Here is a 17,426-nt window from a genome sequence, read left to right as displayed (position 1 = left end):
CGCATAGTCCCGGTATTGCACCGGCAACGGCCGCAGCGCCGGCGTTGCCCCCCGGCTATAACTGTTGTACAGTTCCACAAACTCCTTTACAAGGATATTACCCGACCACCCATCGCTCGAGATATGGTGGAAGACGGTTGCTAGTAAATAATCCCCCGCCCCGATCTCGTATAAACACGCCCGGAACAGGTAGTCAAAGGACAGATCGAAAGGTTTGTCCAGAAATTCCCGCAACTGGGCGTCCACTTCACCGGTAGCTGATTCTTCGAACCCGAGCGACCAGCCATCGGCGTCCATCACTTCCTGGTAACCGGTCCCCTCCTGTTCCCGGATGACTGTCCGTAACACCTCATGACGCTCTACGATTGTCCGCAGCGTCCGTTCCAATAGTTTAAGGTCCAGCGGTCCCCCGATCCGCAGCACCAGCGGGATATGATACTGCACGCTCCCCTGCAGCCGGTGGATAAACCATAACCGTTCCTGCGCAAAAGAAAGCGGGATAGCTCCGACCGTGTCTCTGTCAACGGGAACGATCGGCATAGACTCAAGGCCATACCTGTTCGGCTTCAATTTGTCATTGCGCAGATAATCGATGATCAGGCTCTTATTCTGCTTTATCTGCTCCAGCAACGCGTCGTCGATCCCTTTATCGGCAGGTATCCTGATCTGCAGACCCGAATCGTTCAGGACGATATCGATGCCCTTCCTTCCGGCCGTAGCCAGCAGATCGATAACTTTATTCAGCATTCGTTTCTGATTTATTCAGTCTTAAATATTCAGGATGTCATAGGAGCCCGCCGGCGCTTCCTGCTTACCCGCGTTTGATTCCACTTCGATGTACTTGCCCAGATCGCTGATACAGGCAAACTGGAAGATGGAATGTATGCTTATGGTGAGAGTTAGTTTCTTTTTAATGTAGGAGATCAACCGGATGGCCAGTAGCGAATTGCCACCCAGCTCGAAAAAATTGTCATAGATGCCGATACGCTCTATCCTGAGAAGCTCCTGCCAGATGGCGCAGAGTTCCCGCTCGATCTCGCTTTCGGGAGCGGCATAACGGTTTTTCAGCGATAAAGATGCCTCTGCCGGGGCAGGCAGTTTCTTTTTGTCTACTTTCCCATTGGGGGTCAGGGGCATTTCATTCAGTTCGATCAACATCGACGGTAACATATGGTCCGGAAGCCGGGCGCCTAAAAAGGAAAGGATATCGGTCTTATCCCTGTCTTCCCCGGGTACGAAATAACCTATCAGCTGTTTCTGTCCCTGCAACTCATCCCTTACTACAACGACTGCCTGGGCAACGCCCGGCGCCTTTTGTAAAACAGTTTCTATTTCACCCAGTTCGATCCGGTAACCGCGGATCTTCACCTGGTGGTCTATCCGTCCCAGGTAAACAAGATTTCCATCCGGGAGCCACCGGGCCAGATCCCCCGACCGGTAAAGTTTGCCGCCTGCCTGGCCAAAGGGATCGGGGATGAACCGCTGTGCAGTCAGCTCCGGCCGGTTCAGATAGCCCCGCGCTACGCCGGCCCCACCCACATATAACTCTCCCGGCACGCCCACCGGCGCCGGTTGCCCATTTGCGGCCAGCACATAACAGCTCAGCGTTGGGATCGGCCGGCCGATATTGCTCGCCCCATTCTCTATCTCCTCCCAGCCGATCTCCTTATACGTCACATGTACCGTCGTCTCCGTGATCCCATACATGTTCACGATCCGGCATCCCGCATACCGCTGTTTCCAGGTCCGCAGCTTCACCGGACTCAAGGCTTCTCCGCCAAATATCAGGAACCGCACCTTCAGCCCTTCCGTCAACTCCGTCAGTTTCTCTTCGAACGCGTAAAAGGCCGAGGGGGTCAGATTCAATACCGTCACTCCTTCTCTCGTCAACAGACCGGCAAAACGGTCCGCATCCCGCGTCGTCTCCACCGGTACGATCACTAGCCGGCCGCCGAACAGCAGCGCCCCATACATCTCCCACACCGAGAAATCGAATGCACTCGAATGGAACAGGGTCCACACATCTTCCGCCCCAAAATCATACAGCGGAAGGTCCGTCCTGAACAAACGGACGACATTCCGATGTTCGATGATAGCTCCCTTCGGCCGGCCCGTAGAGCCTGACGTATAGATCACATACGCCGCCTGATCCGGCCGCAGACAACTATTCAGCTTCCCCGCCGCTGCACTCCGCCATGGCGCATCCGTGCTATCCAGCACTACCACCTCTTCGATCCCCGCATTGCCTTCAAACAAGACACGATTCAATTGACTGCTCACCACCAGCCGCATACCCGTATCCTCCACCATATACCCGATGCGCTCCACCGGATACGCTGGGTCCATCGGCACATAGGCGCCCCCGGCTTTTAGTATTCCCAGTATCCCGATGATCAATTCGATAGACCGTTCCAGGCAAACACCCACCAGCACTTCTTCCTTCACGCCCCTGCCGCGCAGATAATGCCCCAGCTGATTGCTCCGCGCATCCAGCTCCGCATAGCTCATCTCCAGGCCCTCATACACCACGGCTATCGCCGCCGGCGTCCGGGTCACCTGCGCTTCGAAGAGCTGCACCACCGTCTTGTCACGGGGGTACTCCGCGGCCGTGGCATTGAACCCGTCCAGCTGCTTTTGCTCTGCTTCCGTCAACAGTTGCAGTTCCCCTATCCGCTTATCGCTGCCGTCGATCACCTGGTCCAGCACCCGTTCGAAATGCCCGCGGATGCGCTCCACTTCCCTTGCCGGCAGCAGCTGATCTTTGTATATAAATTCCAACTTTAGGCGTTCGCCACCCGTCACCCGCAACCCCAGTGGATAATTGGTCAGTTGCTCCTGCAGTTCCATCTGCCCGACCTGCAACCCGCTGCCCGACCCCTTGCGGAGCGCCTCGCTCACCGGAAAGTTCTGGAAGGATATCATGCTGTCGAACAGTTCACCACCGAGTCCCGCCCATCCCTGTATCTTGTTCAGCGAGACATATTGATATCGCCGGCTCTCCAGTTGTTCCTGCTGCAGCTGCGTGAGCCATTCCACCATCCGCCGCTCTTCGCTGACTTCCGTACTCAACGGCAGCATATTAATATACAATCCTACCCGGTCTTCCACTTCCGCCAGCTCTTCCGGCCGCCCCGATACCGTCACCCCGAACACCACCCGGCTTTTATCGGTATAGCGGTAAAGCAGATACGCCCAGATACCCTGGATCAGCGTGTTGTTCGTCAGGTGATGCCGCTGTACATAGGCCGACACCCGGCTGCTCTTCTCTTTGTCCAGCACCCATTCTGTTGCCCGGAAGGCGACCACCTCCTTGTTCCTGTCAGCGGTCGAAGGGATAAACGGCAGCAGGCTGCCCCCTTCCAGCCCTGACAAATAACGTCGCCAGTAGGCCTCCTGTGCTGCTTTGTCCTGGCCTTCCGTAAATCGGATATAGTCCTCATACCGGTCCACCGGGCTGATCACCGGAGTTTCACCCTTCGTCAGAGTCGTATAGTAAGCCAGCAGCTCTTCCAGCAGCACCGGCAGCGACCATCCATCCAGCACCAGGTGATGGAAGGTCCAGATCACCCGGTAGTGCCCCGGCGCCAGCCGCAGCAGCTTTAGTCGCAGCAGCGGCCCTTCCTCCAGATTCATGCCCCGCGACAGCTCCTGTTGCGCATACCCTTCCAGCAGCGCCGGCAGCAAGTCTTTGTCCTGCCGTTCGAGATTGGTCACTTCTACGGGTAAACGCAGTTCGCGGTAGACTACCTGAACGGGGATGGGGAACACATCGTAATAGAAGCCGCTTCGCAGGATCGTATGGCGGGCAATAATCCGCTCCCAGCTTTGCAGGAACGGTCCTTCCTCGAGTCCCCGCAGCTCATAGCGCAGTTGTTGCCAATAAGCGCCCTGCTCACCGGCATACAGACTGTGGAAGAGCAATCCTTCTTGTAAGGCGCTCAGGCGGTAAAGGCCTTCTATCCGGTCGGCTCGTCTCCCCTCTCTTTCGGGCGCCGACAGGAAGGCCTCCAGTTCCTCAAAGCTCACTTCCCCGCCCAGGCCATAGTCCGAGGGCGTGTGATGCTCCCTGTCCTGCGCCTTCTGCTCCAGACACCGATTGATGAGATGGCTCAGCGCTGTTTTATATCGTTCGGCCAGTTGTTTCAGTAATTTGGGGTCTTCCGCCATGCCGCGCCAGTTCATCACCAATTGCCCGTCCATGATAAGGCTGTTGACTTCGATCCCCCGGCGGTTGTTCTCTTCAGCGCCGTCCACCGCTTCCGTATCCGGCGATCCGGTCTGCTCCGTGTCCAGCCCCAGCAGTCCCTGCGAACCCGCCAGCCGGCCGGTCTGCCCGAGATAATTAAAGGTCACCTCCCAGGGGTCTTGCTGACCCTGCAGCCGCGGTTGCCTCTGCGTCCGCTCTTCACCCACCATATAGCGCAATACTCCATATCCGATCCCTTTATCGGGCACCTGCCGCAAGGCTTCCTTCACGGCCACCAGTCCCCCCGTACCGCCTTCTTGCCAGGGCAGCCATACGGGATACAGACTGGTGAACCAACCCACCGTCCCCTCGATGGCCGCCGCAGCCGCCACGACCGAGGACTCCCGGCCATGGCCTTCCAGGCCGATCACGATGCCCTTGCGCCCGCTGTCTTCGCACAACGTGCGGGTCAGCGCCGTCAGCAGCACATCATTTATCTCCGTATGATACACCGCCGGCACCTCTTGCAGCAACGCGCGGGTCAGCTCGGCATCGAGCCGCAGGCTGCACTGCTGCCGGCTGCCCTGGCCATCGCCGGACAGACCCAGCGGTTGATACCGCTCCGTCACGTCAGCCCAGTGACCGGCCTGCGCCAGCAGCCGCGGACTGTGACTATAGGTATCCAGGGCTTCATACCATTGCCGCACCGAGCTGCCCTTCGGCGACAGCACGCCGCCGGCCTGTCGGCTGCTCTCGCGGTGCCGGCTATCCGCCAGTGCCGTTTCCAGGTCTTCCAGCAGGATCCGCCACGATACTCCGTCCACCGCTAAATGATGGACCACCAGCAACAGGCGGTTGTCCTGTTCGTGTTGGGGCGTCAGCAGCAGCACCGCCTGCACGAGGTGCCCGGCGCCGATGTCCAGCCGCTGTTCGCAACGCCGGGCCACCTGCCCGATCGCCGCCCGCCATTCCGCTCCTTCCGGCATCGCCCGCAGGTCCTCCACTTGCAGGCGGCCTTCTGCCGTCCCATAGCGCTGTTCCCAGCCCTGCGGCGTCCGGCTATAAACAAAACGAAGACCGTCATGACGCCGTACCAGTTCTCCGATTACCGGCGACAGCAACGTCTCGCTCACTTCTTTTTTTATTTTCAGCAACACCCGCTGACTAAGATCCGCCCCGGCGCCGGTTACTGTGGCCAGGTACCGCCGCTGAACGGGCAAGAGTCCGCACACCCCTTCGAGCTGGCCCTGCTCCCCGCCACTCTGCACCCCGCCAAGCGTGCTGAGTACCGGCGACAGCCGCGCGATCGTTTGATGAACGAACAGGTCCTTTGGCGAGAGGCCGTAGCCCCTTCGCCGCATCCGGCTGACCACCTGGATCGTGATGATCGAGTCCCCGCCCAGCTCGAAAAAATTAGCGTGAAGGCCTATCCGCTCCACTCCCAGCAACTCCTGCCACACCTCGGCCAGACAGCGTTCCCCCGCCGTGCGCGGCGCCTCATACGACCCGGCCGGCGACAGCCGCTCCACCCCCGGCAATGCCTTGCGGTCCACCTTCCCATTCCCCGTCAACGGAATTTCCTCCAGGGCTAAAAAATAGGCCGGCACCATATACCAGGGCAGTCTGGCCATCACATGGGTCCGCAGTTCATGGCTAAGTTCCGCGCCGGCAGCAGCCGACTCCGCCCCCTGCCTTTGCACATAATAAGCGGCCAGCGCTTTTTCCCCCTCCGCTCCCGTCACCACCGTGACGATCGCATCTACAATATTTTCATGACTTTTCAGACAACTCTCTATTTCACCCAGCTCGATGCGAAACCCTCTGATCTTTACCTGGTCATCCCGCCGTCCTCTGAATTCGAGCAAACCCTCTTTCGTCCATCGCCCCATATCTCCCGTCCGGTAGATCCTTCCGCCCGGCACGAAAGGGTCGGTGATAAACTTTTCCGCCATCAGCTCCGGCCGGTTCAAATACCCGGCGGCAATACCCTTTCCCCCGATACAGATCTCCCCTTCCACTCCTTCGGGTAAGAGATGGGTCTGCCCATCCATTATATAGATCGACGCAGCCGTTATCGGCCGGCCGATAAGTACACCCCGGCTGTCCGGATGGACCTGCTCAGGCTCATACAGCAATTGCGTGCAGACGATGGTCGCTTCTGTCGGGCCATACATGACAATGATCTGCGCCCTCCTGAAAATTCGCGTCAACCGGTATAACATTCCGTCGGGAATAAGATCGCCGCCGATATAGATCTGGCGTATATGGCTAAAGGCGGCTTCCATCCCTTCGGCTTCAAGATGATTTATCAGCAGCCGGTAAAGACCTGGCACCGTATCGATAACGGTTGACTTTACGAGCAGACCGGTCAGCTGGTCCAGATCCTGTAGCTGATCTTTATCCACGATCAGAATCGACCCACCCGCCAATATCGGCTTCAACAGCTGGAAAAGAGAGATGTCAAAACCGTGGGAAGCGACAAACGGCATCACCACAGGTGCCTCACATGGAAACGAACGATGAACATGTCCAAAGAAATGATCCAGGTTGCCATGACTCACGATAACTCCCTTGGGCTTACCGGTAGATCCGGACGTATAAATGATATAGGCCGGGTCGGCAGGAAGGAGGGATACCTCCACCGGCGCCTTCCCGATATCCTGCAAAAGGGCGGACAAGGCCGTTGGCGTTACCACAGGCCAACTCATGGCCGCCAGATCCGGCAACATCCCATTCCCGGCGATCACCAGGGCAGGATTTATATCTTCCAGAATAAAGCGGATCCGCTCCCAGGGATTGCCCGTATCGACCGGGACATATACATAGCCCCCTTTCAGCAGGGAAAATAAAGTGATCGGTATCCATTCGGAACGATCTAACAATACCACCACCCGATCCCCCTTTCGAAGGCCCCGGACGGATTGGAACCAGACGAGAAGGTTCCCGCAGAGGAGATCCAAGTCAGCATAGCTAAGGAGCCGGTCTTTGTATTCGACCGCCCGTCCGCCGCCTCCTGTCGCAAGCCGATGATCCAGTTGCTCCACCAACGAGAAGTCGTTCGCAACAGCGCCGGCATTACCCAACGCCAATAACTCTTCTTTTTCGTTCTGGGTCAACAGGTCGATATCCATTAGCCTGATCCGGGTATTGGCTATCATTTCTTTCAACACCTGTTCAAACTGAGCCCCGATCCTGCGTATATAGCGCGCGTCGGCGATGCGTTCGTTATAACGGAAAGAGATCCGGGTCTCTTCCGATTCCGTTACCTGGATGGTAAGGGGATAATTGGTTTGTTCGAATACCCTTATTTTGTCGGCGTATACCGCCCGGTTAGCCATTATCTCCGGCAGGGGATAATTCTCAAAAACCAGAATCGTGTCGAACAGATCGCCGGTGATGCCTGCCCATCGTTGGATATCGGCTAAGGAGGAATATTGAAAAGACCTGGATTGCAGCTGCTCCTGTTGGATGCCTTGCAGCCAGGCCCCGGCGTTCTTCTCTTTGTCGAAATGTGAATGTAAGGGCAGGGTGTTGATGTAGAGACCGACCCTGCTCTCCACCTCAGGTAGCTCTTCCGGCCGCCCCGATACCGTTACGCCATAAGCGATATGACTGTTGCCCGTATACTGATGTAATAAAAAAGCCCATACTCCCTGAAAAAGCGTATTGACGGTAATCCGTTGTTGCCGGCAATAGTCATACATCGCCGTCGTCATCTGTGTGTTCAAGGTGACAACCTCTTCCCTGCATGCGTCAAAATCTTTTGTTCTTTCCGACTCGCCGGTTACAAAGGGCAAAAAAGTTCCCTGCTCAAGCCCCTGCAGGTATTGACTCCAGAACGGTTCTTCCCGGTCCCGGTCCTGAGCCGCCATGTAGCGGAGATGATCTTCAAACCGGTCCTCCTGTTTGTCTTCCATCTCCTCTTTTGACAACAGTCCGTCATAGATATCCAGGAGTTCTTTCATCAGGATAGCCCTCGACCAGCCGTCGAAAAGGAGGTGATGCGAGGTCCAGATGACCTCAACCTCTTCTTCACTTCTGCGGAACAGGCTGACACGCATCAGCGGAGGGGTCGTCAGGTCGAACCCCCTGTTACGATCCTCTTCTTCCTGTTCCTTTATCCGCAGCGCCGTTTGTGCAGCATCCCAATCGCGGCAGTCCAAAATTTGTATGGGTAATTGCACATCCCGAAAGACACATTGAACGGGGACCCGGAAGCTCTCATGATAAAAGCCGCTTCGCAGGATACTGTGATGCCGGAGCAAATACTTCCAGCTATCGATAAAGACGCTCTCATTTAAGCCGGTAAGCCGGCAGGTCATTTGCTGTACATAGGCACTTTTTTTACCGTCGTAAAGACCATGAAACAAAAGCCCTTCCTGTAACCCGGTCAGGCGATAGAGACTTTCTATCCGGTCCCCTCTTCTCAGGCCAATTACCTCTTCCGCCAGGAACGCATCCAGTTCCTTATAGCTTACGTCCCCGCCAAGACCATGATCGGAGGGGGTAAGATGGGTCCGGCCTTCCGCCTTCTCCGCCGAACACCAGCGGATCAGCTTTTCCAGGTCTTCCATATATTGACCGGCCAATCCCGCAACGGTCGCTTCCTGATAGTGCTGACGGCTATAGCTCCAGTTGACTACCAGTTCGCCCTGCTCGACGATCGCCACTATTTCCAGTTTGTTTTGCCGGGTGATCTCGTCGCCGATCGGTTGGCCGGCTGCTTCCTTTGCCGGCGCCAGCAAGGCGCTATTGATAATAATATTGTCCGTCTGACCGAGATAATTGAATACGATATCCCATTGATCGGCATCCTGCAACGCAGGCTCTTTCAGCAGATATTTCAAAACGCCATAACCAATCCCCTTATCCGGCACGGCATGCAACTGTTCTTTTACACTTTTCAATAATTCATCCGCTGTCGGCCTTGAAGTCAGCGCCACCGGATAGAGACTGGTAAACCATCCGACGGTTCGACTGATATCGATCCCTTCGACGATGCTTTCCCTGCCGTGGCCTTCCAGGCCGATCACGATATCGTCCTCTCCGCTCCATCTCGTCAGTGTTTGTACCAATGCACTTAACAAAAGGTCGTTCATCTCGGTATTGTATACCCGGGATACTTCCTGCAACAGGACACGGGTCAGAGATCCGGACAGGCGGGTGGTTTGGCGGGCTGTGTCGCCCATCCGGCAGGGAACGTCCCGGTCCCTATCCACCGGCAAGGGCCGGTACTTCCGCATAACGGCACACCAATAAGGGATTTGTCCAGGAAGTCTTTTTCCGCCTGCATATCGGATCAGGGAATCATGCCATTGCCGGTAAGAATTTCCCTTTTGAGTCAAGCGGTCTTCCGCCTTCGCCTTCCTACCTGACAACAACTCTTCCAGGTCTTCCAACAGAATACGCCAGGATACCCCGTCCACCGCCAGATGATGGATCACCAGGAGTAACCGGTTGTCCCGCTCCTGTTCCGGCGTCAGCAGCAGCACGGCGCGCACCAGCTGCCCTTTTTCAATATCCAGGCTCTGTTGATGACGGTCTGCTACCGATGCGATGGCCATTGTCAGGTCCCCGGCGGCTACTGATTGCGGGTAGTCCATGGCCGCCGTTCGCAGGTCTTCGACGGCCAGCGTTCCTTTCTCTTCGCCATAATGCTGTGTCCATCCCTGCGCCGTCTGCGTAAACACCAGGCGGAGACTGTCATGCTGCCGAAGCAAGGCCGCCAGGGCTTTTTCCACCGACTCCAGCGCAAGGGACTTCGAGATGCCCAATAGCAGGTGCTGGTTATAATGTGATACGACCGGAGGCTTCCGCGCAAAGAACCATTCCTGGATTGGGAGCAGCCCACACGATCCTGATAATTCGCCCTGCTCACCGGTCGATACCCCTGTTCGCCGGGCGGAAATAACGGGCGCCAGCCGCCCGACGGTCTGGTAGAGAAAAATATCTTTGGGAGTCAGCGGATAACCTAATTTTCTTATCCGGCTCACCATCTGAATGGTGACGATCGAATCACCTCCGAGCTCAAAAAAGTTATCGTTCATGCCGATCTGCTGCCGCCCGAAAAAGTCCTGCCAGACAGCGGCTATCTGACGCTCTGCCGGAGTAACGGGTGGCTTGTAAGATGCCGACGCCGGATTCCCGACGTCAAGGGTCAATAGTTTCTGCCGGTCGATCTTTCCGTTGGTCGTCAACGGCATCTCTTCTACTTCGATGAACTGAGAAGGGATCATATATTCCGGCAGCTGCGTCTGCAGCCAGGCCCGGGCCGCAGTCTTATCCCATCCCTGACCGGGCACGATAAAAGCGATCAGTTGCAGATGTCCTCTGCCGTCTTCCCTGGCCGCTACCAGGCATTGTCTTGTGCTTCCCTCTGCCGCCAGCACCTCCTCTATCTCTGTACATTCTATCCGATAGCCTCTTATCTTCACCTGGTGGTCGATCCTTCCAAGGAACAGGATATCGCCATCAGGCGTATATTTTACGCGATCACCTGTCCGGTACATTTTCTTTCCGGTAAAGGGACTGGTGATGAATTTTTTGCCGGTCAGCTCTGCATCGCCGATATAGCCTTCAGCCACCCCGTCCCCTTCTATATGCAGTTCTCCTGGGACGCCGATGGGACAAAGGGACCTATCGCCCGAAAGGACCCATACCCTTGTATTGGAAAAAGGTTTACCGACAGGAATGCTTTCGCCATAGACAGCTTCCCTGTCCACGATATACAGCAGTTTGCCGATGGTCGTCTCCGTCGGCCCATAGTGATTGACAAGGATACAGGAGTTCCCGGCCGTTTTGATCCTTTCCAAAATATCCGGCTTCAGCACCTCACCGCCAAAGATCAGCATCCCGGTTGGCAACAAGGGTCTTCTCTCCGCGGATAAAGCCTTCCACAACGAAGGAACTATCTTCACACAGTCTATGGCGTGTTCCTGAAAGTAATCATGAACAAAGCCGGCATCCTTTACGGCTTCTTCCGTGAGAATATGCAATGCTCCGCCGGAAAGGATACTGCTGAAGGTTACCGTGTTGCCGAGATCGGCCGCAAACGTGGAAAGAAGGGCGAAAGAACGAAAGCGATCGATCCCCAGCCGGGCTTTCAATCCATATACATAATCGACAAGGTTGGCATGAGTGATCATTACGCCCTTAGGTCTGCCGGTAGAGCCCGAAGTGTAGATAACATACGCCAGGCCGCCGGCGCTTCCCGCTTCGCCGGGATTATCTCCGCTGCAGGCGGAGATCTCCCGGTCCTGACTGTCCAGCTCTATCAGTGGAACCGTCCCCGTAATCCGGCGCAGGTTATTGCCGGACGCACTATCGGTCAGCACGACCGCAGGAACAGCATTTTCCAATATATAGGCGATACGCCCGGCTGGAAGATCGGGCTCCAGCGGTACATATGCCGCCCCGGCTTTCCAGGTCGCCAGTATGGCCGTCAGCAGCGGGATTCCCCTGTTTAAAACAAGCAAAACACGGTCGCTGCTGCCGACGCCCGAACGACGCAGGTAATGCGCCAGCCGATTGGCCTTTTCATTCAGCTGAAGATAAGTCAGCCGGTCGTCACGGCAGAACACCGCCGTCGCCTCCGGTGTCAATGCGGCTTGCTGCCCGAATAACGCGGCCATCGTTTTATCCTGGGGATAGGCCACAGGCGCGGAATTAAACCCGGACAACAATTGGGCTTCTTCCTCGACAGACAACAGGGACAATTCCCCGATCGCCTTGCCGGCATCCGACAAAGCCGAGCGCAAAAGCTGCTCGTAATGGGACAACATCCCCCGGATGCTGTCCTCCCGGTATAGATCGGTTCTGTAAAGGATCGTCGCATGCAGGCCATCTGCGTTTCTGCCGATCTCCAGGTGGATGGGAAATTTCGCTGTAGTTTCCGCAGGGTCCATCTTTTCCATCTCAAGCCCCTTGAGGAAAAGCCGGTCCTCCGGCGCCTCTTCGCGGAATGTGAACAGGGTCTGAAAGACAGGATGTTCGTCCGCATTCCTGGCAATACCCAGCGCATCCACCAATTTTTCAAAGGGAAGCTCCTGGTGTTCATATCCTTCGATAACCGTCCTTTTCACCTCTGCCAATAATTCCCGGAAAGTCATTTTCCCGCTTAGCTGAACACGGAACACCAGGGTATTGACAAAAAAGCCGATCAACCCCTCCAATTCCTGCTGTTGTCTTCCTGCCACCGGGCTGCCGATACAGATATCTTCAACCCCCATATACCGGTATAACAGCGCATAGAACGCCGAAAGCAGGATCATAAAATTCGTTACGGATTGCTGCCGCGCGAGGCCGGTCATTTCTTCCATCAGCGCCGGGTTCATCCTGTCGATCTGCCGACATCCTCCCCTGCTTTCTGCCAGCGGACCCTTCGCATCGGGCGGCAGTGCCGATGACCCGGCTTCTTTGAGTTTATCGGTCCAATAGGCGATCAGGGATGCCAATCGTTCTCCGGACAACTTGTTCCGTTGCCACAGGGCGAAATCGGCATATTGCACCGGCAGCGGAGACAACACATCATTCCGTTGTTCGGTCCCGGCCGAATACAGCTCCTTCAATTCGTTGATGATAATGGGCAGCGACCAGCCGTCCGCGGCAATATGATGGATCACTCCAAACAGGAGATGTTCCTGCGGTGCTACCCGGATCAGCGCCACCCGGATCATGGGGTCACCGGACAGATCGAAAGGTTCGGTCAAAATAGCCTTTAGGTACTGCTCCGGAGTGCTGCCCGCCGAGACGATATCGCCCGCATGGGCATAACGCATCTTCCAGTCCCCCACCGGCATGACCATTTGATAGCCGATGCCATTCTCTTCCCGGATCACCGTCCTAAGGACCTCATGACGGGAGATCATCGTCCTGAAAGAAACCTCAAGCGCCTCGCTGTCCAGGTTCCCCCTCACCCGGAACATCCAGGGCAGATGATATTCGAGAGTGCCCTGCAGCTGATCGGTGAACCACAGCCGCTCCTGTGAAAACGACAAAGCCAGTCTGCCCCGGTCACTCCGGTCCGCTTTCGGGATCATCGGCCGGCCCCCTTCCTCTTTTGCAGAGTTATTCCGTTGCAAAAGGAATTCTCTTATTGCCTCCTTATTTACACGGAGCAATTGCAAAAGCTCTGCATCTATCTGTCTATCCCTGGGGATACGCAGGCCGATCTTATCGTTTTCGAGCGTAAAAAAGATCCCGCTTTCCTTTGCCCTGCTGACTATAGACTCGATCATAATGACACATCCATTGATTGTTCGTACAAGAGTTCCTTTTCTCCAAAAAGTCGTTCAGCGACGATACCTCTTTGCCGGCAGGAGGCAACCAGCCGGTCGGACTGGATGATGGGATTCGATTCGTCCGTATATTTTATACTGCTGATAAACTCGAGCCAGGGCTCCTGGCCCATCGCATAGACATAGGCTTCTTTGGGTTTAAAAATATCTATCAGCCACATCCCCTTCTCACAATCCGACCCGGCCAGCCTCCTGGAGCCATCCTGTTCCCTCGAGATCTTTTTTGTCATCAGGGGGCCGTACAGCCAGGTCAGCGGAGCGCCGTCACACTCCATACCCAGAAAAAGGACATCGAGGTCACCTATCTGCTGATGGATATGTCTGTATAAGGCCGCTTCTATGATCCGGGAATCTGCGACGAAAAGCAACTTGAATGCGCCGATCTGCACGAAATGGCAGGATTTAGCCTGGATATTCAGATCGCTGTGTTCGCCTGTGAAAGGAATACCCGTGATGGCGGCATTCCTGAAACGGATGGTCTCCATTTCATCGATCTCCGTCACCTTGGAAAAGCCGATATGGTTAAACATCAATTTAAGATTGGGGTCTTCCAGCTTTCCACCGGTGGTGCGGGGGACGATGATGTTTTTCACTTTATGCCGCAACGGGAGCAGGGTCTCGAATAAGATATGATCCTGGTGATTGTGCGTGATCAGGACATAATCGATCTCGTCGGGAAGATCGGCATCTGAAAAATGTGCAATATCGGAATGGTATCCATAATAACTGATCAGGGGGTCGACCAGGATACTCACCTCCTTTGTTTCAATCAGGATACAGGCGTGGCCAAAATAGCGCATGCGGATCCTGTCGCCCTCATACCTGTTGTAGACCGGCGGCGCCTCTGTGGTAAAGAAACTATCAAAGACCGCCTCCTGCTCCGGCACGATTCCCAGCATGGCTTTGATATAACCCGCAGATTGAGGGGTTCGTTTCATCTTTGCCAGTTCATCGATGCCCGGATGATCAAAAGAGAGATCCAGATGAAGCACACCTGGCTCATCCAATTTTGGTGTACTAAGACAAAAAGGCCGGTGGTCATTGTCCGTGAGCCACAAGGCGATGCTTTGTGCGGTCTTGTCATAGTAACGGCTCTTATACAGCAGGGCCTCGAAAAACCGGAAATCCGCGTTGTTGTTGCGGTCATAGAACAGCTCGACATATCCTTTCAGGATATCCGGCACCCGGGGATAGAGCGTTTCCAGCCCCGCCCCCCTGGCTTCGTCCACCAGCAGCTTGTCCAGTTGTTTCACGGCTTTGGCAAACGCGATCATCTGTTCTCTTTTTCGCACGGTGTTTTTCATCAAAGCAGCCACGTCTTCTGTTTTTCCGCCTCCGAGGTCCATAAAGGGGCCGCCCCGCATTCTGGGGTTCTGCACCGCTTCCGCATGAATCTGTGGCGCCATCAGGTAGGAGTCCATGATCTTCATATGCCGTTCGACGATGTTCATGGCTGCCGTGGCCGGAGAGATCAGATGCGTCCACGCATACCACCTGTCCACCAGCGGCTCGATGACGACATTGGGCTTTAGATACACTTTATCTTCACTCATGAGATGGGTATTATAGGCTGCGAGATCTTTTGGGAAATGATCCCGATGATGGTATCGCTGTGATCGAATATGAAAAAATGCTTCCCTTTCATCTTTCGAAAATCGACCCGCCGGGTGGTTTCCATTTGCCAGGTAAGAATATCCTCCTCGGTCATATCTTCCTCCGTTCCCGTGATCACCGTGAAGGGAACATCCAGCGGCCTGGACTTTTCATATTCATAGGTCTCGGCTGCTTTGAAATCCGACCGGAGGATAGGCTCGAAATAGTTCAACAGGTCCTCATTTTGAAGGATCTCATCGGGGCTGCCGTCCAGTTCCTTTATCTCCTGGATGAATTCCTGCTTCGGCAGTTTATGCCGGGCCCTTCCTTCCCTGGCGTAGGCGAACGGTCCTGTCGTTCCCGTAATAAAAAGATGCATGGGGGGCGGGTATCCTTCACCGGCTATCTTTCTGGCAAGCAATAGCGCTACCAGCCCACCCATGCTATGACCGAAAATGGCATAGTCGCCTTCATTAAGCTTGTTTTTTATCGCGGCGAACAGATCATCCGTCAGGTCCGGCAGACTGGCTACGAGGGGTTCCCGGATACGTGCACCGCGCCCCGGATATTCCAGGGCGACCGGCCTGATAAAAGGCGGCATCTTTTCCTCGAATTCACGGTAGGAGTATTTGTTGCCCCCCGCGAAAGGCAAACAAAACAATCTGATGGTCTTCATGATGTCTGTTTGTGCTCAAACGATTTGAGAAACCTTGCTGGTATCGTGCGCTATCTTTCCATAGTCGAAGCGCAGGATCCGGTCGGCGACATGATAATAATCGTCGTCGTGGGAGATGGCTATGACGGTCTTTCCCATTCCTTTTATAAGGGGAAGCCATTTTGTATAGAATTGCCGCCGGTTATACGGGTCCTGTTCGGCGGCCCATTCGTCAAGGATAATCAGCGGTTTATCCTCCATGATCGACAACAACAGGGCAAGCCGCTTTTGCTGGCCTTTTGAAAGGCTGGTATTCACCCAGTTCCGGTCTTCCAATAGCTTCAGGACGCCATTCAGATTGAAGAGATCGGTCAGGTACCGCAGATGGCCATTGCCCTCCGACAGATCATGATCGTCATAGTTGTTCTTGAATAAATGGTGAGTGGTATATACGACGGCCATGCTGTTGCTGAGCGAACAGAAGTCGGTCCAGCCCACCTCCTTGTCGTCGACATAGATCCTGCCGCTTTCCGGTTTGCACAGACCCGTCAGGATATTGATAAAGGTCGTTTTCCCGCTTCCATTGCCACCTGCAATAAAAATGATCTCGTCATTTTTGAAAGTTATCTCTTTTATATTAAGCTGGAACGAAGTTTTGTCGTTTGCATTGTAACTATAGACGATATCCTCAAACCGTATCGACCTGAATGGTCTCGCGGGGATGGGGATGGCGGGCATATCGAGTGAATCGACCTTCAGCTCGGTGTCTATTTTGTTGATCCGGTTGATGGAGATCTTGAAAATGCTGTACATCGGAAAGAACATGACCAATTGGGAGATAGGTCCCACCATGAACAGCACGGTCGCCACAAAAATGGTTACCTGGGCCAACGACACCTTGCCGATCGCCGGCAATATGAAGATGACCGTTCCCAACACCAGATACCAGCTATAGATCCCGATCATTTCGTTAGCGACGTATTTCCGATTGGTTTTTATCGAAAGCTGCTTCGACTTCTCCCGGTTCAGATTGATATATCTGTTAAAAAGATTGTTGTTGCGAAGATTGGATATCCTTATCTGCTTGAAGCCCTGTATCAACTCCTGCAACGAATGATAATACTCGTCCTGCAGATCCCTTACGATATTGTTTTGTCTGGATATCTCCTTGTCCCGGATAAGGTAGATCGTCAATAAAAAAATCATCAGCGAGATGACGGTCACCCCTCCCAGCGGGGCTGCGATAAATAAATAGACCAGCGAACAGGTGACGATGATAAAGGCGTTGAAAAAGGAAATAAACATCTGGGGTATCCGCCCAAGCATCCGCGCATCACCCAGGGCGGCATATATCTTGTCCGGACCCAGCCGTTCAAAGGACTCGTAAGATGAATTCCTCACTTTTTGGATGATGGCCAATTCCTGTTCGACCACAATGGTGCTGGTCAGCTTCACGATATAATTCTGAAAGATCCGGTTGGTCGCGAACGAAATGGCCATTAGACAGATATAAACCATGTAGTTCTGCTGGCCCTTGATCAGGGTCTTGCCCGCCAGCGCGTTATTGATCAGCATGAGGGTGCCGATATTCGCTACGCTGCTTGTCAGCCCGAGCAGGATCAAAAAGAAATAAAATAGTCTGGATTTTGTCTGAAAAAACTGAATGACGTTCATAGGAGCCTTCTCTATTGACTAA

The 17,426-nt window shown here is 54.7% G+C and carries 5 protein-coding genes; all 5 read right to left on the bottom strand.

Annotated elements, in window-relative coordinates; translation table 11 throughout:
* Nucleotides 1-747, bottom strand: a 747-nt coding sequence (locus VGM48_RS23945; protein WP_331583330.1) for a condensation domain-containing protein, incomplete at its 3' end; no start/stop codon positions are given.
* 21 nt (nt 748-768) lie between these two features.
* Nucleotides 769-13,422 carry an amino acid adenylation domain-containing protein gene (locus VGM48_RS23940; RefSeq protein ID WP_331583328.1) on the bottom strand — a complete coding sequence of 4,218 codons (12,654 nt, stop codon included), beginning with the start codon at nt 13,420-13,422 and terminating at the stop codon, nt 769-771.
* The gene (locus tag VGM48_RS23935; protein ID WP_331583326.1) at nt 13,419-15,035 is read right to left on the bottom strand and encodes an MBL fold metallo-hydrolase; all 1,617 of its coding nucleotides are present in this window, start codon (nt 15,033-15,035) and stop codon (nt 13,419-13,421) included. Before VGM48_RS23935 ends, VGM48_RS23940 begins: the two co-directional genes overlap by 4 nt.
* Nucleotides 15,032-15,751: a thioesterase II family protein gene (locus VGM48_RS23930; protein WP_331583324.1), complete on the bottom strand. Its 720-nt coding sequence runs from the start codon at nt 15,749-15,751 to the stop codon at nt 15,032-15,034. The genes VGM48_RS23935 and VGM48_RS23930 overlap by 4 nt, the downstream gene beginning before the upstream one ends.
* Before the next feature lie 15 nt (nt 15,752-15,766).
* Nucleotides 15,767-17,404: an ATP-binding cassette domain-containing protein gene (locus VGM48_RS23925; RefSeq protein ID WP_331583322.1), complete on the bottom strand. Its 1,638-nt coding sequence runs from the start codon at nt 17,402-17,404 to the stop codon at nt 15,767-15,769.
* Nucleotides 17,405-17,426: the final 22 nt, after the last annotated feature.

The organism is Puia sp. (assembly GCF_036500295.1).
Classification (GTDB): Bacteria; Bacteroidota; Bacteroidia; order Chitinophagales; family Chitinophagaceae; genus Puia.
The sequence above is the reverse complement of the archived record's forward strand: the minus strand, read 5'-3'. Positions and strand labels throughout refer to the sequence as shown.